The organism is Burkholderia pulmonis (genome assembly GCF_984667975.1).
This window is the reverse complement of sequence record NZ_OZ480188.1, coordinates 771,749-786,252: the sequence shown is the minus strand read 5'-3', so window position 1 is coordinate 786,252 and position 14,504 is coordinate 771,749. Positions and strand designations below refer to the sequence as shown.

The 14,504-nt window shown below is 67.1% G+C and carries 16 protein-coding genes; 11 read left to right on the top strand and 5 right to left on the bottom strand.

From position 1 onward, the window contains the following. Window positions 1–391 precede the first annotated feature (391 nt). Both AC5LXK_RS35035 and AC5LXK_RS35030 read left to right on the top strand, forming a co-directional pair. Window positions 392–745 carry a zinc ribbon domain-containing protein YjdM gene (locus tag AC5LXK_RS35035; protein ID WP_006498247.1) on the top strand — a complete coding sequence of 118 codons (354 nt, stop codon included), beginning with the start codon at window positions 392–394 and terminating at the stop codon, window positions 743–745. A 41-nt stretch (window positions 746–786) separates the two neighbouring features. Continuing rightward, the gene (locus AC5LXK_RS35030) at window positions 787–1,623 is read left to right on the top strand and encodes a class I SAM-dependent methyltransferase (protein WP_493394216.1); all 837 of its coding nucleotides are present in this window, start codon (window positions 787–789) and stop codon (window positions 1,621–1,623) included. A gap of 65 nt (window positions 1,624–1,688) precedes the next feature. On the opposite strand, the gene AC5LXK_RS35025 is transcribed toward AC5LXK_RS35030, so the two are convergent. Together AC5LXK_RS35025 and AC5LXK_RS35020 are read right to left on the bottom strand one after the other, a co-directional pair. After that, on the bottom strand, window positions 1,689–1,874 hold the full coding sequence (locus AC5LXK_RS35025; protein WP_174940540.1) for a CopG family transcriptional regulator: 186 nt from the start codon (window positions 1,872–1,874) through the stop codon (window positions 1,689–1,691). An 87-nt stretch (window positions 1,875–1,961) separates the two neighbouring features. Beyond that, on the bottom strand, window positions 1,962–2,720 hold the full coding sequence (locus AC5LXK_RS35020; RefSeq protein WP_493394215.1) for a YoaK family protein: 759 nt from the start codon (window positions 2,718–2,720) through the stop codon (window positions 1,962–1,964). 240 nt (window positions 2,721–2,960) lie between these two features. On the opposite strand from AC5LXK_RS35020, the gene AC5LXK_RS35015 reads away from it, so the two are divergent. Beyond that, on the top strand, window positions 2,961–3,311 hold the full coding sequence (locus AC5LXK_RS35015) for a hypothetical protein (RefSeq protein WP_493395097.1): 351 nt from the start codon (window positions 2,961–2,963) through the stop codon (window positions 3,309–3,311). Further along, window positions 3,308–3,520 (top strand): twin transmembrane helix small protein, encoded by a 213-nt coding sequence (locus tag AC5LXK_RS35010; protein ID WP_006489184.1) that lies wholly within the window; start codon window positions 3,308–3,310, stop codon window positions 3,518–3,520. The genes AC5LXK_RS35015 and AC5LXK_RS35010 overlap by 4 nt, the downstream gene beginning before the upstream one ends. Before the next feature lie 160 nt (window positions 3,521–3,680). Here AC5LXK_RS35010 and AC5LXK_RS35005 read toward each other — a convergent pair whose 3' ends face one another. Beyond that, complete coding sequence (locus AC5LXK_RS35005; RefSeq protein WP_493394214.1) at window positions 3,681–4,601, bottom strand: AraC family transcriptional regulator; 921 nt, start codon at window positions 4,599–4,601, stop codon at window positions 3,681–3,683. Between the two features lie 139 nt (window positions 4,602–4,740). On the opposite strand from AC5LXK_RS35005, the gene AC5LXK_RS35000 reads away from it, so the two are divergent. Beyond that, complete coding sequence (locus AC5LXK_RS35000) at window positions 4,741–5,706, top strand: SDR family NAD(P)-dependent oxidoreductase (protein WP_493394213.1); 966 nt, start codon at window positions 4,741–4,743, stop codon at window positions 5,704–5,706. 46 nt (window positions 5,707–5,752) lie between these two features. Here AC5LXK_RS35000 and AC5LXK_RS34995 read toward each other — a convergent pair whose 3' ends face one another. Both AC5LXK_RS34995 and AC5LXK_RS34990 read right to left on the bottom strand, forming a co-directional pair. Continuing rightward, window positions 5,753–7,063: a HipA domain-containing protein gene (locus tag AC5LXK_RS34995; protein ID WP_493394212.1), complete on the bottom strand. Its 1,311-nt coding sequence runs from the start codon at window positions 7,061–7,063 to the stop codon at window positions 5,753–5,755. Then, a complete protein-coding gene (locus tag AC5LXK_RS34990; RefSeq protein ID WP_493394211.1) occupies window positions 7,053–7,337 on the bottom strand; it encodes a helix-turn-helix domain-containing protein in 285 nt (94 codons plus the stop codon). Before AC5LXK_RS34990 ends, AC5LXK_RS34995 begins: the two co-directional genes overlap by 11 nt. A gap of 407 nt (window positions 7,338–7,744) precedes the next feature. Here AC5LXK_RS34990 and AC5LXK_RS34985 point away from each other — a divergent pair, with 407 nt between their 5' ends. From AC5LXK_RS34985 to AC5LXK_RS34960, 6 genes are all read left to right on the top strand, one after another. Continuing rightward, window positions 7,745–8,986: a hypothetical protein gene (locus tag AC5LXK_RS34985; protein WP_493394210.1), complete on the top strand. Its 1,242-nt coding sequence runs from the start codon at window positions 7,745–7,747 to the stop codon at window positions 8,984–8,986. Window positions 8,987–9,153: 167 nt separating this feature from the next. Beyond that, on the top strand, window positions 9,154–10,083 hold the full coding sequence (locus tag AC5LXK_RS34980; protein WP_493394209.1) for a TauD/TfdA dioxygenase family protein: 930 nt from the start codon (window positions 9,154–9,156) through the stop codon (window positions 10,081–10,083). A 55-nt stretch (window positions 10,084–10,138) separates the two neighbouring features. Next, complete coding sequence (locus AC5LXK_RS34975) at window positions 10,139–11,170, top strand: ABC transporter substrate-binding protein (RefSeq protein ID WP_493394208.1); 1,032 nt, start codon at window positions 10,139–10,141, stop codon at window positions 11,168–11,170. A 67-nt stretch (window positions 11,171–11,237) separates the two neighbouring features. Further along, window positions 11,238–12,218, top strand: a complete 981-nt coding sequence (locus AC5LXK_RS34970) for an ABC transporter ATP-binding protein (protein WP_493394207.1) — start codon at window positions 11,238–11,240, stop codon at window positions 12,216–12,218. After that, the gene (locus AC5LXK_RS34965; RefSeq protein ID WP_493394206.1) at window positions 12,215–13,102 is read left to right on the top strand and encodes an ABC transporter permease; all 888 of its coding nucleotides are present in this window, start codon (window positions 12,215–12,217) and stop codon (window positions 13,100–13,102) included. Before AC5LXK_RS34970 ends, AC5LXK_RS34965 begins: the two co-directional genes overlap by 4 nt. 148 nt (window positions 13,103–13,250) lie before the next feature. Continuing rightward, window positions 13,251–14,468 carry an acyl-CoA dehydrogenase family protein gene (locus tag AC5LXK_RS34960; protein WP_493394205.1) on the top strand — a complete coding sequence of 406 codons (1,218 nt, stop codon included), beginning with the start codon at window positions 13,251–13,253 and terminating at the stop codon, window positions 14,466–14,468. Window positions 14,469–14,504 lie beyond the last annotated feature (36 nt).

Here is a 14,504-nt window from a genome sequence, read left to right as displayed (position 1 = left end):
TGGAAAGCCTCCGGACAGGTGGGGTTGCGATCGGTGCGTGGCGCCGGGCCGGCGGCGCACCGGGAATGCGCGAAATGCAGGATCGGCGCACGCGTGGCGGACACCGGGCGACCGGCGTTTCGCGGTTTCCCGCAGGGTCGCGGCGCGCCGGTCGGGTGCATTGAACATGCGATTCGGCGCGAACATGCCGGCATCCGCGGCGAAGGCGCGTTCAAGTTCGCGGATTGTCGCGAAGCGGTGATTATAATGCATCGGTCAAATCATGTGAATGGCATTATAATGTTGTGTGCGCCGATGCCGGCCCGCGGCGCTGCCGGCGGGCGAATGCCGGCGCATCCGGGCACGCAACCTGCGCGTCCGGCATCGTTTCGATCGACCCGAACTCCCCCGAATGGAAGCCGCAATGAACGCCCCCGCCTGCCCGCAATGCGCGATGGAAAACACCTACCCGGACGGCGCACTGACCGTCTGCGCCGACTGCGGCCATGAGTGGTCGGCCGACGCTGGCGCCGAAGCCGGCGACGAACCGGCGGGCGACGTCGTCAAGGACGCGAACGGCAACGTGCTGTCGGACGGCGATTCCGTCGTGCTGATCAAGGACTTGCGCGTGAAGGGCTCGTCGATCACGCTGAAGATGGGCACCAAGGTCAAGAGCATCCGGCTCGTCGGCGGCGATCACGAAGTCGACTGCAAGACCGACATGGGCGGCTTCATGCTGAAGGCGTGCTACCTGAAGAAGGTCTGAGCGCACGCCACGCGCGACGGATCCCGCCCGGTTGCCCGCAGATGGCCGAGGATCGAATTTCCTACGACGCGTTCGTCAGGTTCCTGGCGACGCCGCTGAACGACGGCCGGCCGTTCGTGCTGGAGACGCAGCACGCGGTATCGCTGCATTTCGATCATTTCGGCACGCAGAGCTTCATGTCGCTCCGCGATCCGCTGCGGCTCGAGCTCGGCTACACGCGCGTGATGATGGGTTTTCTGCTGCTGCAGGCCGCGCCCGCGCACATCTGCATGCTCGGGCTCGGCGGCGGCTCGCTCGCAAAGTACTGCTACCGGCACCTGTCCGGTGCGGCGATCGACGCGGTCGAGATCAATCCGGACGTGATCGCGCTACGAGACGTGTTCAGGATTCCTGCCGATGACGCACGATTCAGGGTGGTATGCGCCGACGGCGCGGATCATCTGGCGCGGGCGGATGTCACGACGGACGTGATCCTGCACGATGCGTTTGTCGCCGACGGCATGCGGGGTCGCTGTACGGGCGCCGCATTCCTCGGTGCATGTCGCGAGCGCCTGAGCGCATCCGGCGTGCTCGCGATCAACTTCATGGACGACGATCCGGCGTTGCCGCAGCACCTCGAGCAGGTGCGATCGGTATTCGGTTCGTCGTACGCGCTGGTGCCGTGCGGCGACGACAACAACTTCGTTGCATTCGCCTGGAAGGATGCCAGCCGGCTGCCGTCGCTGCGCATCCTGCTGGAGCGTGCGCTTGCCTGCACGCAGGCCGGCGAGCTGAAACTGGCGGCCACCGCGAGGCGCATGAAGCACGGGGAGGGCATCGATCCGCGGCGGCTGGTCTGGCGCGCGCAGTCGCACGGACGATGGGGGATCGGCGCGTAATCCTTGCGTAGTCGTTGCGTGAGAGGGGGTAACCGGAGCAGCGGCTGCGGCCTGGGCCGCCGCGCTTACTTCACGCGCTTGCCGAGCGCGCTCTTGGTCTTGTAGGTGACGCCGTGCCGGTCGAGATATTCGCGGATCAACTGCCGCACGACCTGCGACGGCGTAAGATCCTGTTCCGAGCAGAGCATCTCGAAGGCTTCCTTCTTCGCGGGATCGATCAGGACGGTCAGGCGGGCGGTTTTCGTTTCCATGACGGGGCGGGGTGGTCGGTATGTTAATCAAATTATAATCGATCCGCTTTCGGCGTTGCCGCGCGAAAGCGCCGCCCAGGCGCGCGATCAGCGTTTGCTGCGCAGCAGCGCGAGCAGATCGTCGATCACCGGCACGACGGCGAGCACGACGAGCACCGCGGCGAGCGGCACGGTCGACACGTAGCCGACATGCTTGAAGCCGATCGCACCGGCCAGGCCGCCGACGAAGAACGATGCGAGCATCGTCGCGTGAATCCTCAGTTTCGAGCGGTTGGCAATCACCGCGTGCGCGTCGACGTCGATGGCCGACCGGTTCCAGTAGAACAGCTTGCCGAGCTCGATCCCGAGGTCGGTCACGATGCCCGTCACGTGCGTCGTGCGGATTTCCGTGCCCGACAGCTTCGTGATCGTTGCGTTCTGCAGCCCCATGATGAAGCACAGCAGCGTCACGGTCACGGGCACGAAGAACGTTTCCCACAGCGCGAGGTGGCTGCCGAGCAGCCCGAACAGGAGCAGCAGCGCGGCTTCGACCAGCAGCGGCAGCATGAACTGGCTCTGCAGGCCGCGGCGGCGCCCCCAGTTGACGAGGATCGCCGAGCAGCCGGCGCCGATTAGGAACGACCCCAGCGAGCTGATCCCGGCGAGCGCGAGCCGCACGTCGCCGAGCGCCGTCTGGTCGGCGATCGCCGACACGATCCCGCTCATGTGCGACGTGTATTGCCTGACTGCGAGAAAGCCGCCGGCATTGGCGCCGCCGGCCACGAACGCGAGCGAAAACCCGAGCTGGCGGTTCGCGGTCGCGCTGCGGTGTTTTCCTGTCAGGTCTCGAAAGTACTGCGCTGGCATGGGAGCTTCGGTCAATCGCCCGGGATCGCGGGCACGGACGGAAAACCGGTGCCGGACGGCGAGCGGGCACGCCGCTTGCGCCGGATACCGGGTCTGTCGAATCATGTGATGAAGATGATAATGCCATTATCATAATCTGTTGGCCGAATTGGCCTTTCAGTACAATGGTGTCCGGTGCTGCCGGCTCGCTGTCTGGTTGCCGCGCGGCGCTCGCTTGCGATCCCTTCTGCCCACCGCTTCATGACCCCGATCAAGTTCATCCTTCGCTACACTGCGATTCCGTTCACGGCCATCGTGGCCGTGGTGATCTGGACTGTCATACCATCGTCGAAGGAGATCGATGCGAGACAATATGCGGCGCTGTCGCGCGCGTATGCGAGTTTCCCGCTGCCGTTCCGGCGCGAGATCTCGGCAACGATGGACCACGGCCGCATCAACGACCGGCGCTACCAGGCACTCGTGCGCGATTCGCTGGGCAATGGCGTCGCGCTGGACTGGCCGGCGTCGGGCGTCGGCGGTGTCGCCGACGAGCGGCAAAAACTGGCCGAACTGATTCAGGCCGATTCGGATCTTCAAAGGCAACAGCAATGAAAACCCTGCTGGTTTCTGTGGCATTCGCGATGATCATCGCGAGCTTGATCTTCGCGCTGTATTTCATGAATCACGACCGCGGCAAATCCAAGCGGATGGCGTGGTCGCTCGCGGCGCGCGTCGGGCTGTCGGTGACGCTGTTCCTGTCGTTGCTGATCGCGTACAAGCTCGGCTGGATCGAGCCGACGGGGTTGCCGATCGGGCGGTGAGCGGGACACGCCCCGCGGGTTGCGGGGCGTTTTCGTAAATGCGAGTTTTGATCATAAATAGTGGTGTTGTGATAAGAATACTTATCCCGATACCATTGATGCGAACGAATGGCGTCGATCGGTTTGCCGCATGGTGCGTGCGAAGAAGCGCGGCGCGGCGCTAGCTGCCGGGCGCGTTCGTCACGTCATGGCGATACGCACGCGGCGAGCAGCCCACGATGCGCTTGAACGCATGGCCGAACGCGCTATCCGAGTCGTAGCCGAGCATTTGCGCGACGGCCGATATCGACGCGTTCGAACGTCGTAACGCCCGCATCGCGAGCTGTATCCGCCACCGCAACACGTATTCGAGCGGCCCGAATCCCAGCCGCCGCTTGAAGTGCAGTGCGAACGTCGAGCGCGATACATGGCAGCAGGCCGCCAGTGCGTCGACGGTCCAGCGCTGCGCGGGCGCCGCGTGAATGGCGGCCAGCGCCGCGCTGACCCGCGAGTCGGCAAACCCGGCAAGCCAGCCGACATCGCCGTTCGCGCCGTCGTCCACGTAGCGCCGCAGGATCTGCACCAGCATCATGTGCCCGAGATGCCGCACCATCAGCGACCCGCCCGGCGACGACGCGCCGAATTCCTGCGCGAGCTGCTGCAGCGACCAGCGCAGGACCGCCGCCTGTACGGAGTCGCCGCTCACGATGACGACGGGCGGCAGGCTGCCGAGCAGCAGCGGCATGCCCTCTTCATACGCGAAGCGGCCGCCGATCAGAAAGCAGTCGGCCGGCTCGCCATAGTGCGCGATACCGCGTTCGATATTCCGATACACGTCGGCGGCAGGGACGGGCGTGACGGATGGATCGCTCGCCAGCGAAAACGCCCGCGGCGCGGCGAGCAGGAAACAGTCTCCCGTGCGCAGCCGGACGGGCGGTCCCGCACCGTCGACGGTCAGCCAGCAGCTGCCTTCGACCACCGCGTTGAACTTGATCCCGTCGGGTGGCGGAATGTCGACCGCCCACTCGCCGCCTGCCCGCAGGCCCGTGAAAAACGAGTCGCGCGTTTCCAGCAGCGACAGCACTTCCGATAGCGGGTCCACGGGCAATCTCCGGACGATCTCGACGAAAAACCGGATTCTATTGCATTCACGGTCCGGGTGCGCCGCCGGAGAATGACTGCGTGCCGTGACGCGACCGATGGGCGGCCGCGTACTGCACGCATCGTTCCTGGAGCCTTCAATGACGAGCAGGCAACACCCCCTTCATTCCGGATTCGACGCCGCATCGACGGCGAGCGACGTACTGGCCGGCCTCGACCTGCGCGGCAAGACCGCCATCGTCACGGGCGGCCATTCGGGGCTTGGCCTCGAAACGACGCGTGCGCTGGCGCAGGCCGGCGCGCACGTCGTCGTCGGCGCACGGAGCGCCGATGCCGCGCGCGACGCGACGCGCGGCATCGCCGGCGTGGAGATCGCGGCGCTCGAACTCGCCGACGCCGCGAGCGTCGCCGCATTCGCGGCGCGGTTCGTCGATGCGCGACGCAACGTGCATGTCGTCATCAACAGCGCGGGCATCATGGCGTGCCCCGAGACGCGCGTCGGCGCCGGCTGGGAAGCGCAGATGGCCGTCAATCACGTCGGCCACTACGCGCTCGTCAACCTGCTGTGGCCCGCGCTCGCGCACGGCGACGGCGCCCGCGTGGTCGCCGTGTCGTCGCTCGGGCACCGGCTGTCGCCGATCCGATGGGACGACGTTCAGTTCGCGCACGGTTACGACAAATGGCTGGCGTACGCGCAGTCGAAGACCGCCAACGCGCTGTTCGCGGTGCAGCTCGATGCGCTTGGCGCCCCCTTCGGCGTCCGTGCGTATTCGCTGCATCCGGGCAAGATCGCGACGCCGCTGCAGCGCCATCTGACGCGCGAGGAAATGATGGCGCAGGGCTGGGTGGACGAGCACGGCGTGCCCGTCGATCCGACCTTCAAGACGCCGGCGCAGGGCGCGGCCACCCAGGTCTGGGCGGCCACGTCGCCGCGCCTCGCCGATCTCGGCGGCGTCTACTGCGAGGATTGCGACATCGCGACGGTGACGCGCGGCAGCGAGGAATCGGGCGTGCGGCCGCATGCGATCGATCCGGAGGCGGCGGCGCGTCTGTGGGCGTGGTCCGCGGCGTTGACGGGGCTCGACGCCTTCGCGGCGCGGCGCTGAGGCCGGGGCGAGCACCGGGGAAGGTGCGGATATCGGAGGCGACGCGCTACTCGCGCGTAGCTGCCTTTCGAAGCGCGGCGCCCATCTCCGCGATCGGCATCGCGACGATCGAGTTCAGCAGCCGGATTTCCCCGGCGTCGGGGCGGGCGATCTTGCGCACTTCATCGAGCGTTTGCGCGACGCTGCGCTCGAGCGGTTCGAGAAAGCGCTGCAGCTCGCTTTCGGCCGCCTTTGCCCTGAACCCGAGCGCGCCGCCGAACGCAACCAGCGCGTTCGTGTCGATGTCGGCGAACCGTGTCGCGGCGCCGAGCGGCATCGTCAGCTCGCAGTGGGGCCAGTGATCGCCGCGATGGTCGGGGCGGTGCGTGGGCGTGTGATAGACGACCGTGCTGACGATGTCGTAGAACGGCGCGAGCCGGTAGCCGCGCGCATCGACGAAGAACGACAGGTTCTTCAGGTGTGCGTCGCCGTTGCCGACCACCACATTGAAGATCGTCCAGCGGAATACCGACAGGCGCGCGAGTGCGCGCGTGCTGGTTCGCCCGATTGCACGGCCGAGCTCGTGCGCGTTCGCGCGCTGGTACTTGAAGCCGCGATCGTAGTTCAGCAACTGCATCGCATCGATCGTGTGCAGGCGTCCGGCCGGCTCCGACGCGGTATCGCGGTCGAAGCGGTCGATCACGTAGCACGCGGACGGCGCGCGCAGGAAATGGACGTCCGGAACGTCGAGGCCCATCCGCTTCGCGAGCTTCATGCAGAAAAATTCGTTGATCGCCGAATGCGGGTAGCCGGCGGCGCGCATGTCCGGCTTCAGCAGATGCATTGACGGCTCGCTGCCGACCGGTTCGAGCAGCGTGTAGTCCGGCGCATCGCCGCGCAGGATCAGCAGCAGCTTTTGTTGCGCGCCGGCCGCCGACATGCGCTTGGGGGCCGTGGCCGTCAGCGCGCGTTCGGGCATCGCCTGGATGCGGCGCTCGAGTTCGTCGAGCGGAAGCGGCTGCGTGTTGCCTGCTGCTTCCTGTTCGCCGTCGGCCAGCAGCGTAAGCGCACCGGCCGATTCGCGCCCGAAGTAGGCGAGCAGGCCCCATGCATCGGCGGCGTCGACTTTCGCCTCGCGCGCAAGCGAGGTACGCATGCCTTCTTCCGGCAGCAGGTTGTCGAAGAACCACTGGACCGGGCGATCGGTCGAGTCGTCGGTGAAGGTGTCTGCGCGTAATGCGAATGCGGGCGACAGCGGGTACGCCAGGGGCGATGCGAGCCACTGCGCATCGTAGGTAAACGACCAGACGCCGCGGTCGTCGGTCAGCCTGCCCATGCGCAGCCCGTTCGCGGAGGCGATCAGCGTTCTAGTCGCCATGTCGGCTCCTGCGGCGTTGCGCGGCCTTGAGCACGTTTTCGGCCGAAATCTCGATCGACGATTGCGCGAGCAGGCTGACGCCCAGCTCGCCGAGCAGCAGCAGCACCTTGCCGATCTGTGCGGTCGGTTTCCCGGCTTCCACCTGGCTGATGAACTTCGGCGAGAGTCCCGTGGCGTTCGCGAGCGCGTCGCGCGTGAACCCCTGCTGGAGCCGCGCCGCGCGAATCAGGTTGGCGAGTGCGCCGATCGTGTTGACGGACAGGGTCTCCGGCATGACGTTCTCCGTGCTTCGTATCTGAGCGGGAACAGTATTGCATAACTTTGCGGAGGAGGCATTCATTCGTATCCGTATGGAAACGAAAATGCCAAATGGGCCGACAGAGCAATCATTTCGATCCCGATCGGGAACGGGGGCAGGTGAAATCAGGACCGACGAGTGGCTCGTACCCATACGGATACGAATATGGCTGACGCGCCACGTCATTCGGCAAACAGGTCCGGCCGAACACCTCGTCGTGGATACGCGCTTCCGGGGCACCGAGGTGCTTGAGCGCGTCGTGCAACACGATCGTGTTCACGTCAACGCCGCCGTGCGGCGGGCGACCACCCACGCCGACATGGTTAGAATGCCGGCGGTACATCTGTCCTTCCTGCTGCACGTCACCCGATCGACACGACCCGATGACACTACAAGAACTCGAAAACCTGATGCGAAGCCTGTTCGAGGATGAGAGCCTCGACGATTTCGGCAAGAGCGACTACAGCCTGTCGTTCGTCGTGCCCGGCAAGGTCCGGGACGTCAAGGCCGCGTTGCTGCCCCGCACGGACCCGGCCGGATGGGACGGCGAGTCGGTGCACTGGTTCTACCGGAACGATGCCGAGGACTGGGCGCTGTATCTGCGCGCGGTCCCGAACTCGGTGTACTGCCTCGCGACCGTACAGTCGTTGCATACCCTGCACATGCAGAAGTATCTGGACGCGTCCGCGGTCACGCCGGAGCAGCAGGCGATCTACGACGCCGAGGAGGCGCAACGCCGGCAGGAATATGAAGCGCAGCAGCAGCGTGATACGCGAACCGGGCCGCTTGAGCCGCTTGGCGGGCCGTTCCATACCGATGGCGAACGCGTGTGGGCGCGCGTCGGCAGCGGGCATCGCTATCACGCGCTGAACCATTTCGATCTCGGCAGTTTCCGGCATCTGATCGACAACTTCGCGGTCGACGCGTCGGGGCTGCGCCATTACGCGGCCGGTGCGTTGTCCCGCTACGACGACGCACGCGAAGGGCTCGTCGCCGACGGCGATGCCGCCACGCTGGAATCGCTCGGCGGCGACTGGTATCGCGATGCACGCCAGGCTTACTACGTCGAGCGCGACATTCACTATCCCGATCACGGGCAGAGCCATCTGATCGTGGTCAAGGCCGATGTGGCCAGCCTCACGCATATCGGCGGCGCGTATGCGCGGGATGCGAAACACCTGTTCTGCGCGGGCGTGCGCAAGCGCGGCATCGACGATCCGGCCGGCGTGGTCGGCCTCGGCTACCGGTATGCGCGGCTCGGCGCGCAGATTCTTTACGAAGGCAAGCTCGTGACCAAGCCGGGGCGCGTCGATGTCGAAACCGCGCGTGGCGTCTTTCACGACGTGCTGATCGATGCGGACGGTCACGTGCTGTGGGGGAAGAACTACCGCAAGCCGTTGCCGGGGATCGATGCCGCCAGCCTGCGCTTCCTGAACTGGTCGTTCGCGGTCGACGACCGGCGTGTCTACTACCGCACCAGCATGAACCTGGCCGTATGCGAAGGCGTTGATCGCGCGAGTGTGGAGGCCGCACCGCCAATGGGCATCCGCGACCGGCACGGGGCGATCGCGCTCTGCTATCCGGACGGCATTGCACGGGTGCCGGATTCGCCGACGGAATCCTGACGGTCTCGGGCGAAGCGTCTCGCGCGCGGCGAACCGCACACCGCCGGGCCGTATGCGCGAGCAGTGATCTTTATCGCTGCAGCAGATAAACGTATCGGAATCGCTTCGTTGACGCCGTCCGGCACGCACTCGTAGATTCGCGTTTTGACCGAATCAGGGGCCGTGCCGTGACGATTACCGCCATCCGCGATGCCGCATCGCGTTCCGCCGGGCTTTCGCCCGCATTGCGGCCGGGCCATGCGGCGCAACGCTTCGACATCGTGCCGTTCGACGGGCCGCTCGGCGCCGAAGTGATCGGCCTCGACCTGTCGCAGCCGTTCGACGCCGACGGTTTCGCGCGCATCCATCGCGCGCATCTCGATCATCACGTGGTGGTGTTTCGCGACCAGCGCATCACGCCGGACGAGCACATCGCGTTCAGCCGCCGCTTCGGCCCGCTGCAGATTCACGTGTTGCACCAGTTCGCACTGGCCGGCCACCCGGAGGTGCTGATCGTGTCGAACATCGTCGAGAACGGCAAGCCGGTCGGGCTCGGCGACGCCGGCCATTTCTGGCACTCCGACCTGTCGTACAAGGAAAAGCCGAGCCTCGGCTCGCTGCTGCACGCGCAGGAGCTGCCGGCGGAAGGCGGCGACACGCTGTTCGCGAACATGCATCTTGCATGGGACACGCTGCCGGCTCACCTGCGCCGGGCGATCGCAGGGCGGCGTGCCGAGCACACGTATCTCGCGCGCTATGCGGAGCTGCAGGCGCGCAGCCCGTGGCGGCCGAACCTGTCGCCCGAACAGATCGCGCAGGTGGCCGCGGTCGTCCACCCGGTCGTGCGCAAGCACCCGGAAACCGGCCGCGACGCGCTGTTCGTCAGCGAGCATTTCACGACGCGCATCGTCGGTCTGCCCGACGACGAAAGCCGCGCGCTGCTCGACGAACTGTTCGCGCACAGCGTCCGCGCCGAACATCAGTACCGGCACGAGTGGCGTGCCCACGATCTCGTGTTCTGGGACAACCGCTCGCTGATGCATCTCGCCGCCGGCACGCCCGACCACCTGCGCCGCAAGCTGTACCGCACGACGATCGAAGGCGACGCGCCTTTCTGAGCCGCGCGCCGCGTCATTCCTCCGCCTTTTCCTCCTCTTCGTCCCCGGAGTTCCGATGTCGTTTTCGTTCTTGCCGGCGCGCCGCGCGCTGGCGGCCACGCTCACCGCCGCGCTCGCGCTTGCCGGCGCAGTCGTCCCGCAAGCCGCGCACGCGGAGGGCCGCATCCGCATCGCCGAGCAGTTCGGCGTCGTCTACCTGATGCTGAACGTCGCGCGCGACCAGCAACTGATCGAAAAGGAAGGACGCAAGGCCGGCCTCGACATCAAGGTCGACTGGGTACGGCTGTCGGGCGGCGCGGCCGTGAACGACGCGCTGCTGTCCGGCGCGGTCGATGTCGCCGGCGCGGGTGTCGGGCCGCTGCTGACCGTGTGGGACCGCACGCGGGGCCGGCAGAACGTGAAGGGCGTCGCGTCGCTCGGCAATTTCCCGTACTACCTCGTCAGCAGCAACCCGAACGTGAAGACGATTGCCGACCTGAGCGCGAAGGATCGCATCGCGGTGCCGGCGGTCGGCGTATCGGTGCAGTCGCGCGTGCTGCAGTACGCGGCCGCGAAACAGTGGGGCGACAAGCAGTTCGACAAGCTCGACGCGTTCACGCAGGCGATCCCGCATCCGGACGCGACGGCCGCGATGCTCGCGAACAGCAACGTGATCACCGGGCACTTCGGCAATCCGCCGTTCCAGGAGCAGGAGCTTGCCGGCAACCCGAACGCGCACATCGTGCTGAATTCCTATGACGTGCTCGGCGGCCCGAGCTCCGCGACGGTGCTGTACGCGACCGAGAAATTCCGCAACGACAATCCGAAGACCTACCGCGCATTCGTCGCGGCGCTGGCCGATGCCGCGCGGCAGATCACGGCCGATCCCGAGCGCGCGGCCGACACGTATATCCGCGTGAACGCGTCGAAGATCGATCGCGCGCTGCTGCTGAAGATCCTGCGCAATCCGCAGGTGCAGTTCAAGACCGCGCCGCAGAACACGCTGCCGCTCGCGCAGTTCATGTATCGCACCGGGGCGATCCGCACCGAACCGAAGTCGTGGCGCGACTACTTCTTCGACGATCCGGCGACGGCCGGCGGCAGTTGAGCGGCGCCGGCGTTGCGACGCCGCGATCGACGCTTATGCGCCGGCGCGGTTTCGATATGTGCAATCGATGGTTGGTCCGTACGATGCCGGGCCGTATGTTGATGCTTTCCCCGCAAGAGATTCGATCGTGAACGCCACTTCCCTCCGAACCTGGTTGCCGCCGTATGCGGCGCGCGGCGGCGCATCGCCGGCCGCGCCCGACACGCGTGCTGCCGGCCGGCCCGCCGCGAATGCCGCGCAGGCCGGCGCACACAGCGAGCGCCTGCTCGCGATCGACCGCGTCAGCCTCGAATACCGCAGCGGCGCACGGATCGTTCGCGCGACGCACCAGGTGAGCTTCGACGTGTACGGCAGCGACCGCTTCGTGCTGCTCGGCCCGTCGGGGTGCGGGAAGTCGACGCTGCTGAAGGCGATCGCCGGCTTCATCGAGCCGGTCTCGGGTTCGATCGCGCTCGACGGCCGGCCCGTGCGCGGGCCGGGGCCCGACCGCGTCGTGGTGTTCCAGGAATTCGACCAGTTGCCGCCGTGGAAGACGGTGGTCGAGAACGTCGCGTTTCCGTTGCGTGCCGCCGCGAAGCTGTCGCGTGCCGAAGCGCGCGAGCGGGCGCTGCACTATCTCGACAAGGTTGGCCTCGGCGCATTCGCCGACGCCTATCCGCATACGCTGTCGGGCGGGATGAAACAGCGCGTCGCGATTGCACGCGCACTGGCGATGCAGCCGCGCGTGCTGCTGATGGACGAACCGTTCGCCGCGCTCGATGCGCTCACGCGCCGCAAGATGCAGGAAGAACTGCTGCGGCTGTGGGACGAATTCCGCTTCACGCTGCTGTTCGTCACGCATTCGATCGAGGAGGCGCTCGTCGTCGGCAACCGGATCCTGCTGCTGTCGCCGCATCCGGGCCGCGTGCGTGCGGAGCTGAACAGTCACGAGCATTCGCTCGACGACGTCGACACGGGCGACTTCCGCGACAACGTCGCGCGGATTCATCGCCTGCTGTTCGATACCGATGCAACGAACGTACCGACGACGGAGGACGCCGCATCATGAGCACCCTCGATCCGGCACTGCAGCCGCTGCCGCCCGTTCGCGCCGAATACGAGCGTACGCTCGACGCGCTGCCCGATGCCGAACGCGCGGCGCCGGCGTCGCTGCTGCGCCGCATCGTCGGCGCCGGGTGGTTCCGCCGCAGCATCATCGCGCTCGTGTTGATCGCCGCATGGGAGATCGTCGCGCGCGTCGTCGCGAACGATCTGCTCGTCCCGACCTTCGGCGCGACGCTGGCCGCGTTCGTGCAGGGCATCGAGTCGGGCGAGCTGCTCGTGAAGACCGGCATCTCGATGTCGGTGCTGTTGCGCGGCTATGCGCTCGGCGTGTTCCTTGCGTTCGCGCTGACGTCGCTCGCGGTATCGACGCGTATCGGCCGGGATCTGCTGACGATGCTCACGTCGATGTTCAACCCGCTGCCGTCGATCGCGTTGCTGCCGATCGCGCTGCTGTGGTTCGGGCTCGGCACGGGCAGCCTGCTGTTCGTGCTCGTGCATGCGGTGCTGTGGCCGCTCGCGCTCAACATGTACACGGGCTTCGCGGGCGTGCCGGCCACGCTGAAGATGGCCGGGCGCAACTACGGCCTCACGGGCCTGCGCCAGATCGCGCTGATCCTCGTGCCGGCCGCGCTGCCGTCGATCCTGTCGGGGCTGCGCGTCGGCTGGGCCTTTGCGTGGCGCACGCTGATCGCGGCCGAACTCGTGTTTGGCGCGAGCGCGGGGCAGGGCGGGCTCGGCTGGTACATCTTCCAGAACCGCAACGAGCTGTATACGGATCGCGTGTTCGCCGGCCTGGCGGCCGTCATCGTGATCGGTCTGCTCGTCGAGAACCTCGTGTTCGACACGCTCGAGCGCGCGACCGTGCGGCGCTGGGGCATCCAGCACTGAAGCGGCCGTGCGCGATCAATCCCGACGCATGCATAACGTAAGCTGAAATCGGCTTTTCACGCGCGCCGGGCGCGTCCCTATACTTTGCGGATACCGTGATCGCGCGCTGCCGCGACGCGCCCGACCTTTCCGAACGAGGACTTGCCGAATGACTGCCCGTGATGCCGTCGATCCGCGCGACGCATTGCGCGACGCGCTTGCCGCGCTCCCCGATCTTGCGGATGCGATCGGGCAGGATGCCGCCCGGCGCGAAGCGCGTCGCGAGCTGCCGTTCGAAGGCTTCGCGATCTTCCGGCGCTCGGCGCTGGGCGCGCTGCGGATTCCGGCGGCGCGCGGCGGCCTGGGCGGTACGCTGGTCGACCTGTTCGACACGATCGCGACGCTGGCTGCCGCCGATTCGAATCTCGCGCACGCGCTGCGCATCCACTACGACCAGACCGAGACGCTGCGGCTGTCGCCGCGCTCATCGTTCAACGACGTGCAGCTCGAGCGCGTGCTGGCGGGCGCGATCTTCGGCGGCGCGTCGACCGAGCGCGGAACCTCGCGACCGGGCGAGAACACGACCGTGCTGCGCCGGGACGGCGATCACCACCGCGTGACGGGCCGGAAATACTATTCGACGGGCACCGCGTTTGCCGATTTCGCGCGCATCAACGTGGAGGACGAGCAGGGCGATGCACTCGCCGTGATCGTGCCCGTTGCGCGCGACGGCCTGCAGGTACTCGACGACTGGGACGGCATGGGCCAGCGCATGACCGCGAGCGGCAGCCTGCTGCTGAACGACGTGCAGGTCTTCGCGGACGAAGTGGCCGCGCGCGACGGTTCGACGCTCGTCGGTCGTCATTGCGGCGCCTTGCGGCAGCTGCATCTGGTCGCGACGGGCGCGGGCATCGTGCGCAACGTGGTGGCCGACGCGCGCCGCTACGTGCTCGCACACGGCCGCCCGGCGCTGCACAGCCCGGCGCCGACCGCGCGCGACGATCATTTCATCCAGCAGATCGTCGGCGAGCTGTCCGCGCACAGTCACGCGATCGACGCGCTGGTGCGCGAGAACGCGCGGGCGCTCGACCGCTCCGCCGACGCGATCGAAGCGGGCGACGCCGATGCGCATGCGCTCGTGCTCGACAGCGCGCTCGCGACCGCGCGCACGCAGCTGATCGTCAGCAAGCTCGCGCTGCATGCGGCCGAGCGGCTGTTCGAAGTGGGCGGCGCGTCGGCCACCGCGCGCGAACACAACTTCGATCGCCACTGGCGCAACCTGCGCACGATCTTCAGCCACAACCCGCTGCTGCACAAGGCGCGCGTGATCGGCGATTACGAACTGAACGGCGTGACGACGCACCTGACCGAAGGGCGCGTGTTCTGACGGCGGTTGCCGGCGCTTGCGGATACCCGTGCGCCG

What these genes read in the sequence shown, in the direction of transcription:
- AC5LXK_RS34990 (WP_493394211.1), bottom strand. Translation starts at nt 7,337, where the DNA reads ATGCCGGAGACCCTGTCCGTCAACACGATCGGCGCACTCGCCAACCTG.
- AC5LXK_RS35035 (WP_006498247.1), top strand. Translation starts at nt 392, where the DNA reads ATGGAAGCCGCAATGAACGCCCCCGCCTGCCCGCAATGCGCGATGGAA.
- AC5LXK_RS34995 (WP_493394212.1), bottom strand. Translation starts at nt 7,063, where the DNA reads ATGGCGACTAGAACGCTGATCGCCTCCGCGAACGGGCTGCGCATGGGC.
- AC5LXK_RS34965 (WP_493394206.1), top strand. Translation starts at nt 12,215, where the DNA reads ATGAGCACCCTCGATCCGGCACTGCAGCCGCTGCCGCCCGTTCGCGCC.
- AC5LXK_RS34960 (WP_493394205.1), top strand. Translation starts at nt 13,251, where the DNA reads ATGACTGCCCGTGATGCCGTCGATCCGCGCGACGCATTGCGCGACGCG.
- AC5LXK_RS35015 (WP_493395097.1), top strand. Translation starts at nt 2,961, where the DNA reads ATGACCCCGATCAAGTTCATCCTTCGCTACACTGCGATTCCGTTCACG.
- AC5LXK_RS35000 (WP_493394213.1), top strand. Translation starts at nt 4,741, where the DNA reads ATGACGAGCAGGCAACACCCCCTTCATTCCGGATTCGACGCCGCATCG.
- AC5LXK_RS34970 (WP_493394207.1), top strand. Translation starts at nt 11,238, where the DNA reads ATGGTTGGTCCGTACGATGCCGGGCCGTATGTTGATGCTTTCCCCGCA.
- AC5LXK_RS35030 (WP_493394216.1), top strand. Translation starts at nt 787, where the DNA reads ATGGCCGAGGATCGAATTTCCTACGACGCGTTCGTCAGGTTCCTGGCG.
- AC5LXK_RS35020 (WP_493394215.1), bottom strand. Translation starts at nt 2,720, where the DNA reads ATGCCAGCGCAGTACTTTCGAGACCTGACAGGAAAACACCGCAGCGCG.
- AC5LXK_RS34985 (WP_493394210.1), top strand. Translation starts at nt 7,745, where the DNA reads ATGACACTACAAGAACTCGAAAACCTGATGCGAAGCCTGTTCGAGGAT.
- AC5LXK_RS34975 (WP_493394208.1), top strand. Translation starts at nt 10,139, where the DNA reads ATGTCGTTTTCGTTCTTGCCGGCGCGCCGCGCGCTGGCGGCCACGCTC.
- AC5LXK_RS35010 (WP_006489184.1), top strand. Translation starts at nt 3,308, where the DNA reads ATGAAAACCCTGCTGGTTTCTGTGGCATTCGCGATGATCATCGCGAGC.
- AC5LXK_RS35025 (WP_174940540.1), bottom strand. Translation starts at nt 1,874, where the DNA reads ATGGAAACGAAAACCGCCCGCCTGACCGTCCTGATCGATCCCGCGAAG.